This is a genomic window from Enterococcus sp. AZ109, assembly GCF_051714625.1.
GTDB lineage: Bacteria > Bacillota > Bacilli > Lactobacillales > Enterococcaceae > Enterococcus_A.
On the sequence record NZ_JBIOSF010000001.1, the window covers coordinates 1,204,021 to 1,220,547 of the forward strand.

Sequence of the window (16,527 nt, forward strand, 5' to 3'; positions counted from 1 at the left end):
CTGTCTGGTCCTTTAATGATTTAATTCTCTATTTCAAACACCGCATCGCATTCAAGACAGCTAGTACTGTCACACCTACATCGGCAAAGACAGCAGCGCCCATTGAAGCAATACCCAAAGCCCCCAATAGTAATACGAATACTTTAATACCAATAGCAAACACAATATTTTGTTTAACAATTCGCATCGTTTTACGGGCAATTTTGATTGCAGTTGGAATCTTAGCTGGCTGATCATCCATAATCACGACATCCGCCGCCTCAATTGCGGCATCACTGCCTAGGCCGCCCATGGCAATCCCCAGATCCGCTCGCGCAAGAACTGGCGCATCGTTCATGCCGTCACCGACGAAAGCAACTTTTTGATCCAATATTTTTTCTAATTGCTCCACTTTATCAGCTGGTAATAGTTCACTATAAACTTTATCAATGCCGATCTCATTACCAATTGCTTCAGCAATATTCTTGTTATCACCGGTTAGCATCACTGTTTGTTTGATCCCTGCTTGTTTCAACTCAACCATTGTTTCTGATACGCCTGCTTTCAGTTCGTCAGCAATCAGCAAGTAACCAACGTATTGTTGATCGATCGAAACATAAATCACCGTACCGATTTCATTGACTGGTTCAAAGGATACACCAGCTTGATTTAGTAACTTAGCATTTCCTACTAAATAATGTTGACCATCTACTACTGCATCGATTCCGTATCCTGCCCGTTCTTCTAATGTAGACACTGGCAACAAAGGCGCGTGATTGGCTTTTAAAATAGACTGCGCAATTGGGTGGCTGGAATTTTGTTCAACACTCGCCACACCCTGCAGGAATTTTTCCTGATCCATGGTTGTTTCCATTTTTTGAATTGCAAAGACACCTTTAGTTAAGGTTCCAGTTTTGTCAAAAACCACGGTTTCAATCGTAGCTAAACGTTCAATGTAATTGCTCCCTTTAATCAAAATACCAGCTTTACTTGCGCCACCAATACCGCCAAAGAAGCTCAACGGTACTGAAATAACTAATGCACATGGACATGAAATGACTAAGAAGGTCAATGCCCGATAAATCCACATTTGGAACGGCTCATTAAGTACCATCGGTGGGATAACTGCCAATAGTACGGCAAGTCCAACAACAATTGGCGTATAATAACGAGCAAAACTGGTGATAAAGTTCTCAGCCGGTGCCTTTTTACTGCTAGCATTTTCAACTAAATCCAGAATCTTATTAACGGTTGATTCGCCAAAAGTAGTCGTAGTTTTCACCGTCAAGCGGCCACTTTGGTTCACGAACCCGCTCAAGAGTTCTTCACCGGCGACAACTTTCCTAGGAACTGATTCCCCAGTAAGAGCCGACGTGTCCACAAAAGACTGTCCTTCGATAATTTCTCCATCTAAAGGCACCCGTTCGCCGGGGTTAACGATGATAGTATCTCCTACTCTGACTTGTTCTGGTGCAACTTTCTTAACCTCTCCATCAATCAGCTGGTTGGCATAATCGGGACGGATTTCCAACAAGGCGCTGATGGATTTTCTGGAACGATTCACTGCATAATCTTGGAAGAATTCACCTACTTGATAAAAGAGCATAACACCGACAGCCTCAGGATATTCACCAATCGCTAATGCACCAATAGTTGCCACTGACATCAAAAAGTTTTCATCAAAGACTTGTCCCTTCAAGATGTTAGTCGCCGCTGTTTTCAGCACATCCCAACCAATCCATAGATACACGGCTAGGTAAGCGACAAATTTCCAAGGCATCGCTGGGTTAAGCAGTACTAAAGCTACTGTAGCAACAAGCGCAACGAGAATCTGAATGATTTTCCCCGTTTGACTCTCTTCTTCTTTGGGTGCTGTTAGATCTTTCAATTCAACTTCAGGCTCAAATTGATGTACAGCTTTCTCTGCCTCGTCACAAATCCTAGGCATTTCTTTTTCTGGTGCCTCAATAATCATTTTGGTGGTCATAAAATCAACATTAGCTCGTTTCACACCATTAATCCCCTGCACTGCATGCTCAATTTTCGCAGCACAATGAGCACAATCCAGTCCATCTAGGCGATATGTCTTTTCCATAATTCGTCCCTTCTTCCTGTTAACATATGAATACTTCCTCATAACTTATTATATATGATCACATATTCATATGTCAACCACAAAAAAGAAATCCTTTACATTTTACAGGCTTTTCTTATGATAAAAAAGCTGCCAATTACTGACAGCTCTAACAACTTTATAAAACGAAATCGCGAATAACAGCCAACATCAGTAAATGGGCTGGATAATACCCATAAAATAGATATTTCAGCGAACGACCTCGCAGTCCGTTATAATTTTTTAGCAACACTACACTCATCCCACCGCCGATATAAAAAAAGGCTAACTGAGGAAGGAGATCTGTAAATGCAGCCGCCAGATTGCTGACTTGGAGAAGTACAAGTAAAGTTATTAAGCTAACAGACGGCGCCAAAGGTACAATATAATGCGCCCATTTTCCCTTCACCGTATAGTACATTAAAACCATTGGTACACCCACTAGACCCCAATCCATCATGACAGACAAAAGCGTTAATCCCACAAACACAAACCAGAATAAAAGTCGGCTATTCATATGATCATATAGATAGAGAGTAATAAGTCCTAACAGTAACGTAAACAACACATTAAACATGAATGTCCCCATCGCCCAAGAAAAAGGTACATAGGCGATAATTGCAAACCCCAGTAGCCGCACCCCATATTGCTTCACGCTTGACGTGCGCTTATATCCTTCTACCAATAGGTAAGCCATAATCGGAAACGTTATTCCGCCACAGGCATAAAAAACCGTTCGTATCTCCAACGATAAATGCGGAGCAAACACAATGGCAATATGATCCAGCGTCATCCCAAAAATCGCCAGCAACTTTAACATAAATGCATCTAAACCATTATTGTAATAAGTTTCTTCAACCATCTATCTCACCTTCTTTATACTTGAATTATATCATTTTGAGACTAACCGTAGATGAAGGACTTCTTTTGTTTTGAAATACTGCTATACTAAAAGTGAATAAACGAACAAGAAATGAGGGAAAATAATGACTTTAAAAGAAATACGACGAATTAAACTCGTATCAGATTGCCTGCTGATTGTCTATGGATATTTAATATTTCCAATACCCAGCAAGGGATTAGTTTTTAATTTAGTTGTCTTCTGCTTATTTTTGACTAGCCTTTTTTTGAGAGACCTGTTGCCTAAAGAATATAGAATAGGCGGAACTTTCCTAAAGAAAGAGGACAGTTGGCTGGAATTTGGTATTGAAATGGTACTGATATGCGGTATTATCTGGCTGCTGATTAAAATTAGTTAACCTAGAATAGTGGCCGTGACATAAAACGTCACAGCCACTAAAAAACCACATAATAGGTGGAACTGAATCAGCTCTGTCGGAAATAAGCTGAACACTTCTATCGTAACCTCTCTAGACTCACTAATTTTCTTATAGCTTCTTCTTTTGGCCAGTTTTTCGATCAGATTAGCTAATTAAAGAATTTTCTGCGTCGGCCAATATATCTAAACTAAACATAGACACACATAAAAACATAGTTGAAAAACGAGTTTCTACTATATTATATCTTCTACTCTTATTTCTGATGATCGCAACTGATCCTTCAAAATAGATTTTTCAAATTATCCAAAGACACTTTTTCAATTGAACTTACATAGGTTTCAAATTTTTGTTCAAGCGTTCAATCATCCACGTAAGTCTTTTTTCTCGTCCGGCATCCGTTTTTGCATCTAGGTATGCACGAGTATAGGTCTTTCTCACAGAAAGTGACATGCTCTCAAAGTTGGTAAAAGCCGGCTCGGTCCCCTTTAACAAAGCAGCGACTCTCACAATATCCTCTTCAGTAATAGCTGGAGCCTTAGGTTTGTCCCATTGACCATTTTCTTTCGCCTCTTTGACCTTATTTCTACCATAATCAGTCATTATTCCTTGCTTTTCCAGTTTTTCCACTAATTTCTTATTTTTTTCTGACCAATTGCTATTGATACGACGATTGGCAAAATATTTCTTGTAGGACTGTTCGTCAATCTTTTTCATTTGCCCATCGATCCAACCATAACATAGTGCTTCTTCTAACGCATCATTTGCTGAGAGTGTTGTCGGACCACCTTTTTTTCCAAAAAGCAACCAGACACCTTCACTGCTCATGCAGTTTTTCATTAACCATGTTCGAAATTCAGCTCTGTCTAAAAACATGAGAACATTATCCATTTCCAGCTAATTCTCCTTTCTTGACGCCTTATCTCCTATAATTTTAACAAACTGTCTTCCACTTGCCAAAGTAAATTTCTTTACAAACAAGGAGGTTGTGACAGAAGTGTTCAGCTCCGAGAAATAAGCCGCATAATCCGAAAATAGCTTCTCATATTTTTGTGATTATGCGGCTTATTTCGTAAAAGAGCTACTTCAGTCACACCGATTATTCGGTTTTCAGAGGTTGTGACGTTTTATGTCACAGCCTCGATAAATCACTCCTCTTTTTATAAATTCCTGTTGCTCCTTTTGAAGCTAGTTGTTTTTGATCGAAAAACATCACTAATGAACTAAAACTCCCTTCTTTAGTTGCCTTTATCGTTTCTTAGACCGCTAGAATTAGTATGGACTGCGCTAATTTTGCCAACAAAAAAAGCAACCAAAGATTTTTTCCTTGATCGCTTTACCTTTTTCTTTTTAGTGTATTGAATAGAACTGACTTGGACTTACTGATAAACCTGCTGCTTACGTTCAGCGTATTGTTGATAGAAAGATTCGCTCAGTTGATATCCTTTTCCCCATTGCGTCAAGATAATATTCTCTTCTATTCCATGATCTTTGAATTTTCGCTTTATCCGATTAACCATACAAGAAAGCTGGCTCATATTAGAAGAGGTCTTTCCGTCCGACCAAATTTTTTCACACAATTCTGTACGAGTAATTAAATTTCCTTCCGCTTTAATTAATACATCTAATAATTTACGTTCTCTTCCCGTTAATTGCACTTGTGAAGGGTCTATGTCTTTTTTCACATTGACTTTACTAAAAGAAACGACTCGCTTACTGCTTTCCATGTTTTTCATTACTGTAATTTTAGTTTGAGATAATTTCTCTCGCAAGTCGATAAGATTGTCCGTTTCTAGTAACCAATCATGCATTCCTAATTCTAGCCATTTTGTCTGTTCTTCTGGGGAAGGAAGAGTTTCAGTCTCTCGTAAAATAGCAATCGAGTATCGAGAGAAAAATTCTAATAAGCCTTCCACCTCAGAATCACTAATAGTTTTACTGAAAACAACCGTTTGAAATTGCTGAATAACGGTAGGTGGTGTACTAAATTGTTGAACTTGCTCAACTAGCCGCGCAGAGCACCAAACTTCATAATTTAATTGTTGAAATTTTTCTTGTAATACTTGATTGGACAGAATATTTTTTGTTAGGAGCAAGATTTGACTCATAGATTCTCCTTCTTTCGCTTGATTTTATTTTTAATGAGTAACGTGGATTGCATCCAAATTACTAGGCTTTTCGTGTAATTCTCGACAAATACAATTTACATTCTTTCAAATTTATTAGTTAACCATTTCAAAAATCAATTAGACAACATTTTGAGTTCTCAGTATGGGGTTATTTTCCTCAACACGTACAAGAGGGTTTCTTAGTTTTGCTCCTAACGAATTAATCCGAAAAATATGATTGGTACTAACATTAACAAAAACAAGGGAATAACAGTCTGCATAGGATCTGAGATAATCTTGGCTGCAATACTCATGCATAACTTGATAAATTTGGATATTGGATCATTTTTCAACAGCTCGCCATTTTCGACCTGACCATCCTTTTTGACACCTAGCTGTTTTAACTGGTTATTAGTGGCAGCCTGTAACGATTCTTTTTTCACTAATTCTCCTTGTACAACTCGTCGATAAATAGTGCCGATATCTCCTTCACATCTTAATAAAGTTATGATTGGTGTTTGATTGGACGAGGTTTCCTCTATGTAGGAGATTTCTGTATCTTGGATAATTTTATTTACAGTGACTTCATATTGGTAAATATCTTTGAAATCTGTTGCATAGATGATGTCCTTGATCTTCAAATTTTGAATCCGGTGCAATAACAAATCTTGGTCAAAAATATTGTGAGCCAACAATACATAGTTGCTTTTACCCAATTGTTGATTAACTTGATAAGTTGCTGCCCCAGTCAGTAAATTTTGATTCGCCAACCCGGCTAAAATAGGAAGATTAATATCCACGTTGGGAATAACCAGTTTTCCGACACCCCATTGATTCGTCGTGTCTTTTAACATATTTTTTGCTTTGGCGTAGTCTGCTACATTGACGCTGGCAATTTGTTTTTCACCATAGTTGGCTTGGCTAATCTTTCCAAGGTTGTAGTCAGACAATTCCGATTGCTGCCCCACCTGTATTTCATCAAGGGGCACTACTTCTTGCATCTTCGAATAACCGTAGATCGCAAAAGCAATCGTCGCCAGCATTGCAAAGAATAAAAGGAAAAAATAGGCTCGTGTTATCCAAAACAAACGCTTCAATTGTTTAGTTGCTTTAAGATATACATTCATATCATTGGAATTGAGCTTTTTAGATTGGTACCGGTAGATCATCATCAATAAAATGAATAATAAAATATTAAAAGTTAACGTTGCTAAAACTACATTTTGGTAACTGAAGGTATTGCGTTTTTTGACATCTTTCTTCATTGCTTCTTTATACGGAACTCGATGACCAGTAACTAACAACCGGTATGTATTAATCCCTGGTGGTGTACAAGTTAGTAAGGTCACCTTATCTTTTCCTGGCTGTATATTTATTTTTTCTACTTCACTAGGTAATATTTCTTCAAAAGATTCAATTTCATAAGCCAAGCGTTTACCTAGAATGTTGATATAGAAGATATCTCCTTCAGTCAGATTACGAACATCGGTGAATAGCACTTGATTTTTCACACCACTATGACCTGTTATCACAGCACGAGTATTTTCACCACCTACTGGAATAGAGGTCATTTCGATATGACCCAAACCTTTATCTAGCGTTTGGTAAGAGGTGCCATGATAAAAAGGCATCTCTTTAATATCGATTGCTGGAATATCAATGGTACCCATAGTGTCCCCTATGCTGGCGATGTTTTCGTATGCCATTGGCTCAGGGTTTTCACCTTGTTGTTTTTGGTAAACGTAGCGATTGTACTCTTTTGCCAGTTGCCATTGCTGCTTGATTTCTTCTTGACTCATACGTTCTAAGACTTGGTCATATTCAGCTGTTGCTTCGCTTCGTTCACGATTTGCTAAATAGTTGCCGACAATCGGATACAGCAAGATAGCAACACCTGCGACAATCATCACGATGGCAAAGATCATCAAAAAGGAATGTTTTTTCTTTTGTGGATGTGCTTTTTTCATTCCTAATTCTCCTCACTTTGCCAACGATTTTTTAAAAGAGCGAGCGGCTCCAAGAGCCACTCGCTAGAATTATTTAAAATGATGCTTCTTACTCTGCATAAAATAGCCGCCAATAGTCCCCATCACTAAAAGCAATGCTAAGATAAAATACAGTGGCTTCATCGTCCCCAAAGTTCCACTCGTTTGTGGTAGTCGCCGATTAGGATTACTAGCTGCTACAGTCGTGGTTCGTCTAGAACTTCCTTGCCCAGCTGTTCCAGGCAATGCTTGTACACTGGACTTTGGATACAAATAAACTTCCGAAAGTGCCTCGCCAGTACGTTGCGGCAACGGCAATTCAACGATTACCGGAGCCATTACATTTCGTAACATATCCGTTGGTTGTTCACTTACCCGATACGTACCTGCAGCTAGATTCCCAACACGAGCAATTCCTTCAGCGTCTGTCGTTATGGTAGTTGAAAAAGCATCTATACCTTCGACAGGCTGAAACTCACTGGTACCTTCCATCGGTGAAACCCGGACAACCTCATAAGAAATGCCAGCTAAGGGATCAAGTTGATTCCCATTAATATCCGTTACTATCTCTGCTCTGGTTCCATCTTGAGGCACGTCCTCTGACAGACTAACTCCTGCATCTAGTTTGTGTTTCACGATGGTGATACTGTATCCTGCATCTGCAGCCTCCACACTTTGCGGCAGACAAAAGATGCCCAGAATAAGAGAAAGGAGGAAGAAAAACGTTGTTAATTTTCTCATCATAGCTTCCCCCTTTGCTTAGATTGCCGATAATAAGCCATCATACTGATAAATCCGATTGCTAACAGACCTGCTGAAACGAGTAACACAATAAGTATCGGGTTATTTCCACCGGTAAATGGTAGCTCAGTTCCCCTCTCATTGTCTTGATACAATTGGATTACCTGGTTTCCTCTAGTGATAGTTACATTAATTGGTTTCTTCAATAGTTCATATTCTTTAGATGGCGCTTTGGTTTCGACTAGTGAGTAGTCATCAGGGAAAAGACCAGTAAACTGTATATTCCCCTTCTCATCTGTAGTCGCTGTACCAATCTTATCGCCCGTTCCGCCATGACCTTCATGAAGATCAAAGACTGCTCCTTCTAATGGTGCCCCAGATGCTTTCTCTGAATCACTTAGTTCACCATCTTCATCCTCATCAATCGCAGTGCCTGCTTCGTACTTGAAAAGTTTTATTGCGCTAGGGCCAATTAATCCAATATTGACATCTGTCGTGTGGTGTGTTGATTTCTGTGGATCGCCTAGAACCCAAAGAGGACCACAATCGTTGTTAAGTGGTAGAGTATAATTCGTTGTTTTACACTCCTGATTCGCTTTAGAATTTTTAGTTGCATCCTCGCCCACCAGTTTTTTCGTAGCGCGGTATTTTTGTCTATCAACTATGAACTCAACTACATATTTACCTTCTGGAAGACAAGTAAATGTATATCTACCATCAGCATCGGTTTTAATTAGTGAGTCCCCATTACCATCGATGAACTTTTCACCAGTCGAATTTTCTTCAACCAATTGAGGCTTTTTATCTATTATCTTATAAAGCTTCACTGGAATATCTGCAGCGAAGTCTTCAGGTCCGGTTTGATCATATTTATCACCGATCAGCCCATCGTAACTATCGTCATACCAAGCTACACCAGATAGGTCACGGCCTACTACCCGGACGCTACGTGGAACGCCGTTGACATACAAATTCATTGACGAATTCAATGATGGTGAATTGATTAAAATATCTCCCGGTGTTTGTTCTTCAGTTTCTATTGTGAGGGATAAAGACATGTCCTCACCATTAGGCAACCGGTCATAAACCAACATGACTGCCTTCGCATCATTTAAATCGGACATATTCGAACCTAACTTGTGCCAGTCTCCATTGGTTAAATCGATCGTATTTGGATCTGTATCTACCGTAATCGTTTTCTTTGTATACCAAATAGATCCATCTATACTTTCATTCAATTGTTCCGCATTTGTCAAAGAGTAATTCCCACTATATTTCGTTCCTCTTCCATCACCATTGTATGGAAGTACATCTAGGATTCGAACATCATCCATCGGAAAAGGCGAATGATTTCTATAAGCAACTGTATAAGTAAGTTCAGATTTTCCGTTGTCAATGTAAGGTTTATCGACAATTTTATCTACAACTAATACACCGGAATTCGTGACAGTGACTTGCTCTGTAGCAGTTCTAAATTCAATTCTAGAATTATCATAGATACTCTCATCGCTCTCTGAACGTACTTCCACTACAAGTTTTGCATTCAAATCCGCCACATTATTATCAAAATCTAGTTGCGAAGAAATAATCGACGTATCAAACGTGACTCTAGGATTATAGTTACTATTCGCTAGATAATCTAGCGTCCAACTTAGCGTCCAACTTCCATCATCATTTTGAGAAGCCGCTGGATCAGGTAACGGGTTACCATGAAAGTCTTTAGCTGTGCCATCTATATATTGTGTTTCTTTCGGAATGGTTACTTTAAAGGTTACTTTAAGATTGTCTTCATAACCACTTTCGACACTTCCGTCCACTGTCCAGTTAATTGTCTCATCAGGGGTATATGTGTCCTTATCCGCTGTTATCGCCGGGCGAATTGTCATGTTGCTAATGTATAAGGTATCCCCCCAGTCTGATAACGGAACATGGATTGTATCAATAGCACCATTTTCTTTATAAGTAGTAGGCCTGTAATCAAGCAAACGATCTGTCGGATAATAACTTGTTAATATTTCACCGTCAGAAGCATAATTAAATACGTTCGTTAATAGCACATTAGGATTCCCATCACCATCCAAAGCACCGATTTCTCCTACGGCCCTTAACGGAACGAAGAATCTCGGTGAACCACTTCCGGCAGGATCAGTAACTTGATATTCTACTTTTACAGCTGAAATTTCACCATTAGCCATAGCTTCCGCTGAAGTAGCATACCATTCATAATCCTCATCCAAGTCCTCATCCGTTCTTATTGTTCTGTCTGGAACCTTAAGGCCAACTCCATAATATGTTTTTTGTACTTCCACTCCACTACTTCTATCTAATATAGTTCGACTATCATCATAAACCATACTGTTGGCATTCCATCTGCCGTATAAGGTAGTTGTCTCAGCTTCTACATCCACATAAGGACCATAAAATTGTCCCCAAATACTATTTCCTCTTGCGGTTATGCTATCTCCCGCACTAGAATAATTTTTGGAATTAATAGGATTTGTGCTAAGTCCTATTCTGTTAACATCTACGGCTGCAGCAAAAGTCCTCATTCTTCCTGGCCATTTATTCTCCCATAACATATCTAGAGCTTCTTCAACTTCTTGTGTATTTCCTTCATATTTTATTTCTGATATGGATAATCGATAGTTGATGTTTCCTTCTACACCAGATGTTTCTAAATAGTCATAAGGAAACAGCACTTGCATCGCTGTAACTGAAAAAGGTTCAGCATTGCTAGGCATCGGATCCCCTGATAAGAACCATTTATTCCTACCGACACTTATTGGTTGATAGTCTAAATTCCTCAACTGAATATTATAATTTGATTCTTTATTTGAGTTTTTAACTTCCGGAGTTCCTGTGTCGTATATCCCTATCCTAGTACTGTATTCTTGATTTGGTGGATAAGTATTTTGAGTATAACCAACAGGAGCTTTCAACCCTTGACGACTAACAAACTGATAAACATCTTTATATGCTTGGTACTCTTCGGTAAATATTGGATTAGGCATATCAGTATGGAACAATCCATCATATGAAATAACCTCAAGCGGAGGATTCTCTTCTCCAATAATTAAATCTCTAGATTCATGTGTCTCTTCATTGGTATAAATCATCCTTTGTTCAAGCTCATATTCAATTCCGCCTACTGGATAAGTTGATCCCTTTATTGATGTTAAATCTTCTCTTCCTGGTAAAGGTTTCAATTGAACATAAACACCAACATTTGTGATCATTGTATGTTGCTTTTCAGGTAAGGATACGCCTGTTGCACTTTCAAAGTTTGACATTCTATTAGGTGTCCAAGCAAGATTCACATCAACTAATGGCTTGGCACTGATATATACTGTGTCATTCATACTAGGTACTACATTACCGTCGATTTTTTGATTAATAATCTCTTCGGGTTCATCCTCGTCAGTTGTAGTCGCACTTTCAATTGTCACAGTGAACTTTGGTTCTAGCTTATCTTTGTGTACTCCACCAAAGGTTTCGATTGTTTCAGTGAAAAAAAGTTGTCCAGAAGCCTTATCCAATTTTGTCCAAACGCTTCGACTCGATTTTTTTGTCCCATTTCCAGTGTCAATCAAGGGATCGTCGTTCGCAATCTCAGCAGTTTGGCGGACTTGTCCTGATTTGTCGATACGCCAGGCATCAGGCAATTCAGTATCCAAACGAACACGAAGAGAAGTATAGCGCTCATTGGTATTGGATATTCCAACATTTATACGATAACTCACTTGATCAAAGGTTCGAACGATATTGTCATCTCCACCATAATCATAGCCAGGGTCGTCATAGCCAGATGGATGCCCTTCATCAAAAGGTGCTAGTCCCGTTGTACGACTGACTTCAACTTCTACACCAAAAGGATTGGTTAGACTACTCCCACTTGAAGCTAACTCAGCATCCGATTCTTCCTCTTCTGATTCTTCTGATACAGCATCCAGAGGAGGAATTACATCTGGGGTTAACACTTGTTTCGCCGGTCTAAATTGAAACAGCTTTTGAACAAAATTATTATCCTCGGCACTACGTACAATAACTTCCTTAGTTGAAGTGCTTTTCCAAGTTACGTTAAACCTTTGAACCTCGCCTTTTTCCATTGTTAAATAGAAAATACCTTTTTGCTCGTTCTCGGGAACAGATAAAATGGCAGAATCGTAGGCTTGACTTTCCTCACTAGCTGTCTCACTTTCGTCCGATTGATTAAACTGTTCGATTAACTTTTCTTTTTCAAAATCAGCCTTTTCAAATTCTGGATAAGCATACGCTTGTTCGTTTTCATCCAGCGGTATGATTTGTACCTCTTCATCGTATGGAAGTTCTAATAGACTGCGCTCTTTTGCGGTTAAAGCAATAGTTACTGATTCTTCCTCTGTTTCAAACGTACCATCAGACCAATCTTCTCCATTAATAGTAAGATCAACTAAAGCGGCACTGCTGGCATTTGCTTTTAACAGTGAGCCGAGGGACAAGATGCTCGTCCCTCCAAAGATAATAAGAAGTAGAAGGCAAAAAGTGAGTAGTTTTTTCAGTTGTTTAGTTACATGCATTTTCTACCTCTCCTTTCTACTCCTTGAACTACGCTGCACGTCTTTTCTTGTCAATTACAATAGCAACTGTACCAATAGTGATTGCACCTAATGCGATTGCTACTAGCAGCATTGTATTTTCGCCCCCAGTAAATGGAAGATCGGTTGTTGGTTTATTAATTACTTCTAATTCAACCGAAACATCATCTTCGGTACTTAAATCAACAGTTACTTTTTGCGGTGCTTTCAATAGTTCGTAGTCTTTTGGTGATTTCGTTTCGACTACCCAGTAATCACGTTTGATATCCGCTTTACTTGTGAAGGTTGGTTCATCCGCATCTTGTTCACCGTTTTCGTTTGCGTCATGGTACCAAGTTAAAGCTAAGCCGTTGAATTCCGCACGTCCTTGACCATTAGATGTCGCTGTTAAGAACGTGACACCATTTGGCAAATCTGCTGCTACATAAGAATTACCATTGGTCGCAATGAATTTTCCAGCTTTCGCGTCCGCTTCACTGGCTGCAAGGTGGAATTCTGCTCCTGCTAATTTATCGTTTGGTGCTGTTTTGTCGCTAGCGGTTTTTTCAATATCAAAACCACCAGTATAGTATTCAGGATCTTTGTCATTCTCTGGCTTTAATGGTTTCAGACCAGGAGATAAGAACTCAACGCCAAAGTGGTTGGAAATAATTCCATTGAAATCAATCGCTGTGTGTGTGTCATACAGAACTCGGATTTCAGTATTATTAGCGGTTCCAACCTTTTTCATTCCTGCCTGAGTTAACTCTACTCTAACCGGTTTTTCACCAGTGCTATCATCTGTGACTGGCGCTGTTGTCTTTTCTACACCATTGACAGAGACTTTGTAATCTGTACCCAAGATTAAACTTGTCCAATCGCCTGTTCCAGTCCTTACTTGTGCTACTACATCATCTAAAAGTAATTCTGCTGCTAATGTATCATTGATACGGAAGTAATTTGCATAGATTTCCTGCCCAGCAGCTATCGGTATTTCTACATTGCTCCCATCAGGATTTACCATGACAGCCCCTTTATCGTCATAAATCGGGGTAAGTGTGAAGGTTTGACTAGCCACGGTATACAACCCGTTTGGAATATTCGCTGTTGCTTCCCAAGTAAACTTCTGACCTGCTTTAATAGAGTAGCCAGTATTGCCTTCAATTGTCTTTACAGGATCAATTAGTGAGTTCAAAATATTTTTTGGTTGAACTTGAACATCGTAAATCAGTGAACTAAGATCTGTTCGATCCGTTTGCGGCACATAAACAAAGAATGGATCGGCTGGTTTAGCCACACGATCATCCGGCTGTTCAGTTACTAGATAGATACCATCACTGCTGTTCCTTTTCCTAATGCTTGTGTTGCGCTACCATCACCTTTTGTAGTAACTGTCCACACGGCTGAATCAAGAGTATAATGAGTTCCTTCTTTTTGAACCAGTGGATTAATTAGAGGTACTGTCTCATCCCCACCAGGCGTAACTTTATTGGGAATAACTTTTTGAATAGTAAACGTAATACCTGATAGCGGCACTTTATCAACGGTTGTTTCTTTACCATCTCCACGATTACCTAACTCAGAAAGATCTTTTACTTCGTACTTCCAAAGAGTGATTGACCGTTCAGACGTTTCATCTGCGACTGGATTTGCGCTAATCGTTTGTACAGCATCAGCAGTTATTCCATTTCCCAACAACAGACTACCCAACCCGGATCCGACAGAAGCCAACAATGCGACGATCATTGCAAACCGAACAACTTTTCTTTTCCTTCTTTCCATGATAAAACTCCCTTTCTTTTTCCCTTTTTACTTAATCCCACTAATTAAAACCTTATTTTTACAGCATTATGACTAGAACACGTTGAAAAAAATGATTATAATAGTAAGATAAAGTTTAATACATTTTCTTAGACTAAATAAATCTAAGAAAAACATTATTAAATCAGCGATACCGGTATCTAATTGACGGCGAATTGACGGCGAAAAGAAGCGTTTATAAAAATTCGATTGTCATAAAAATCAAAAAAGTAGCTGTGACGTTTTATGTCACAGCCATTGAAAAACATATAATCAGTGTACCTGAATTAGCTCTTTTAAAGCTTAATTATTTTAAAGTGTACTCTCACGATTGAAAAACGGTGCTTTTTCTTCAGACTACTATGGCACCCAACTTGTTAGCAAGTCATCCATCATCTTACGCCGTTCAGTTAAATCACTTCCTGTGTATATATCTAAGGTCATTTTTGTAGACGAATGGCCTAAAAGTGCACTAATACCCGTGATTGTCCCACGATTCTCCAGTAATCGAGTGGCGAATGTATGACGGAGCTGATGGAAGTGACAATTAGTTACACCAGCTTTTTGACAAATTTTATTGAAATGATACGTAATCAGCCGTGGCTCCATTGGACGACTGCCCACTTGGAAAACAAATTCTGTTTGCTCTTCTGGGCGCCAAGATAGCAACCAATCTCTTAAATTAGCTGACAATGGTAAAATACGTTCCGATGCCCTTGTTTTAGGTCGTCCTAATTGTAATTCGGTTCCGGAACCTTCAGATAATACGCGTTGATATGTATACCGTACAGTTATTAAATTATTATAAAAATCAATATCCCTCCAACGTAAAGCGGCCACTTCACCAATTCGTAGACCTGTTTGCAACGCAAATAGAATAGGACGACCATTCTTTTCTTTTGCAGCAATCTCTTCAATTTTTTGTTGTTCTTGAAGGGTTAGTGGGTGAATTTTTTTTGTTTCTTTCTTTGGTAATAGTACATGCTTAAAAGGATTCTTTTCTATGGCGGAGTCCTGTACTGCCTGTTCAAAATAGCGTCGGGTTATTTGGACTACAGTATGGATAGTTGTGTTAGCTAAAGAAGATTTTTCTAGCTCACTAACCCATTCCTGAATATTTTCCTGAGTGACAGTACGCAACTCAATTTCTCCTAGGAAAGGATATAGATATTTTTCCATTTTATATCTGTAAGTCATTAAAGTAGAATACTTCACTTTATTTTTCTGCTGTTCTAAACAATAATCAATCCATTCGTGAACGCTTCCTGTATAAATGCCTCGACTAATTTGCACTTGTTTATAGCGCCATTTCATCTCTAATAATTTTTCTTTTGTTTCTTTATAAGTCTTCTGATAAACATAACCGTAATGGATTTTCCCATTCGGCTTTCGGCCTTTAATATAACGACCTTCCCAGCGACCATCATTGCGCTTGTAGATATTTTCTCCTCGACGACTCATGTTTGACTCTCCTTCAGTTTGCTAGTTGATTTGACGGCTTATTTGACGGCGAATAATTCGATTAAAATCCTTATACAAGTATATGGATTTGCAATTATTATTATAAAAATACAAATCAATTTGTTCGAAAAATTCGTTTTAAGCAAAAAAATATATTTTTAAAAGAATATTGACGAGAATTATTCGATATATTATACTTTGATTAGATATAAAATGTTTATTTATCATGGCTTTTTTTCTTAGATTTATTTAATCAAAGATAACAACAACGCTTACACCGATCTAAACATTCCTATTCAGCAACATCAAGTTTACTATTATTCAATAATTTTTGCACCACTTTTTTCTTTTTGCTAAATTTTAATAATAAAACAAATATTTTACGTAGTTTATATAGTATAAGTGCAATTTAATAATCATTTTAAATCATATAGCTATAGTATAAATATCAAATTTCAAATCATCAATTTCACTCCTTTTTCCATCACTAACGTTTAAACAACCTCATCA

General features: G+C 38.5%; 11 protein-coding genes. 1 reads left to right on the plus strand and 10 read right to left on the minus strand.

Annotated features, from left to right (window positions below):
- Nucleotides 1-28: 28 nt before the first annotated feature.
- Both IGI42_RS05750 and IGI42_RS05755 read right to left on the minus strand, forming a co-directional pair.
- A complete protein-coding gene (locus tag IGI42_RS05750) occupies nt 29-2,074 on the minus strand; it encodes a heavy metal translocating P-type ATPase (RefSeq protein ID WP_438714870.1) in 2,046 nt (681 codons plus the stop codon).
- Between the two features lie 157 nt (nt 2,075-2,231).
- Nucleotides 2,232-2,954 (minus strand): TraX family protein, encoded by a 723-nt coding sequence (locus IGI42_RS05755; protein ID WP_438714871.1) that lies wholly within the window; start codon nt 2,952-2,954, stop codon nt 2,232-2,234.
- A gap of 124 nt (nt 2,955-3,078) precedes the next feature.
- Here IGI42_RS05755 and IGI42_RS05760 point away from each other — a divergent pair, with 124 nt between their 5' ends.
- The gene (locus tag IGI42_RS05760; protein ID WP_438714872.1) at nt 3,079-3,351 is read left to right on the plus strand and encodes a hypothetical protein; all 273 of its coding nucleotides are present in this window, start codon (nt 3,079-3,081) and stop codon (nt 3,349-3,351) included.
- Nucleotides 3,352-3,699: 348 nt separating this feature from the next.
- Here IGI42_RS05760 and IGI42_RS05765 read toward each other — a convergent pair whose 3' ends face one another.
- The 8 genes from IGI42_RS05765 to IGI42_RS05800 form a co-directional block, all read right to left on the minus strand.
- Complete coding sequence (locus IGI42_RS05765) at nt 3,700-4,260, minus strand: YdeI/OmpD-associated family protein (protein ID WP_438714873.1); 561 nt, start codon at nt 4,258-4,260, stop codon at nt 3,700-3,702.
- Nucleotides 4,261-4,748: 488 nt separating this feature from the next.
- The gene (locus IGI42_RS05770; protein ID WP_438714874.1) at nt 4,749-5,477 is read right to left on the minus strand and encodes a helix-turn-helix domain-containing protein; all 729 of its coding nucleotides are present in this window, start codon (nt 5,475-5,477) and stop codon (nt 4,749-4,751) included.
- 212 nt (nt 5,478-5,689) lie between these two features.
- Nucleotides 5,690-7,444: a class C sortase gene (locus tag IGI42_RS05775; RefSeq protein WP_438714875.1), complete on the minus strand. Its 1,755-nt coding sequence runs from the start codon at nt 7,442-7,444 to the stop codon at nt 5,690-5,692.
- A gap of 69 nt (nt 7,445-7,513) precedes the next feature.
- Nucleotides 7,514-8,203, minus strand: a complete 690-nt coding sequence (locus tag IGI42_RS05780) for a pilin N-terminal domain-containing protein (RefSeq protein WP_438714876.1) — start codon at nt 8,201-8,203, stop codon at nt 7,514-7,516.
- Nucleotides 8,203-12,681 (minus strand): SpaA isopeptide-forming pilin-related protein, encoded by a 4,479-nt coding sequence (locus tag IGI42_RS05785; protein ID WP_438714877.1) that lies wholly within the window; start codon nt 12,679-12,681, stop codon nt 8,203-8,205. Before IGI42_RS05785 ends, IGI42_RS05780 begins: the two co-directional genes overlap by 1 nt.
- A 106-nt stretch (nt 12,682-12,787) precedes the next feature.
- Nucleotides 12,788-14,053: a SpaH/EbpB family LPXTG-anchored major pilin gene (locus IGI42_RS05790; protein WP_438714878.1), complete on the minus strand. Its 1,266-nt coding sequence runs from the start codon at nt 14,051-14,053 to the stop codon at nt 12,788-12,790.
- A 23-nt stretch (nt 14,054-14,076) separates the two neighbouring features.
- Nucleotides 14,077-14,538, minus strand: coding sequence for a hypothetical protein (locus IGI42_RS05795; RefSeq protein ID WP_438714879.1), 462 nt, complete (start codon nt 14,536-14,538; stop codon nt 14,077-14,079).
- Between the two features lie 378 nt (nt 14,539-14,916).
- Entirely contained in the window at nt 14,917-16,017 is a 1,101-nt protein-coding gene (locus tag IGI42_RS05800; protein WP_438714880.1) for a tyrosine-type recombinase/integrase, read from the minus strand.
- Nucleotides 16,018-16,527: the final 510 nt, after the last annotated feature.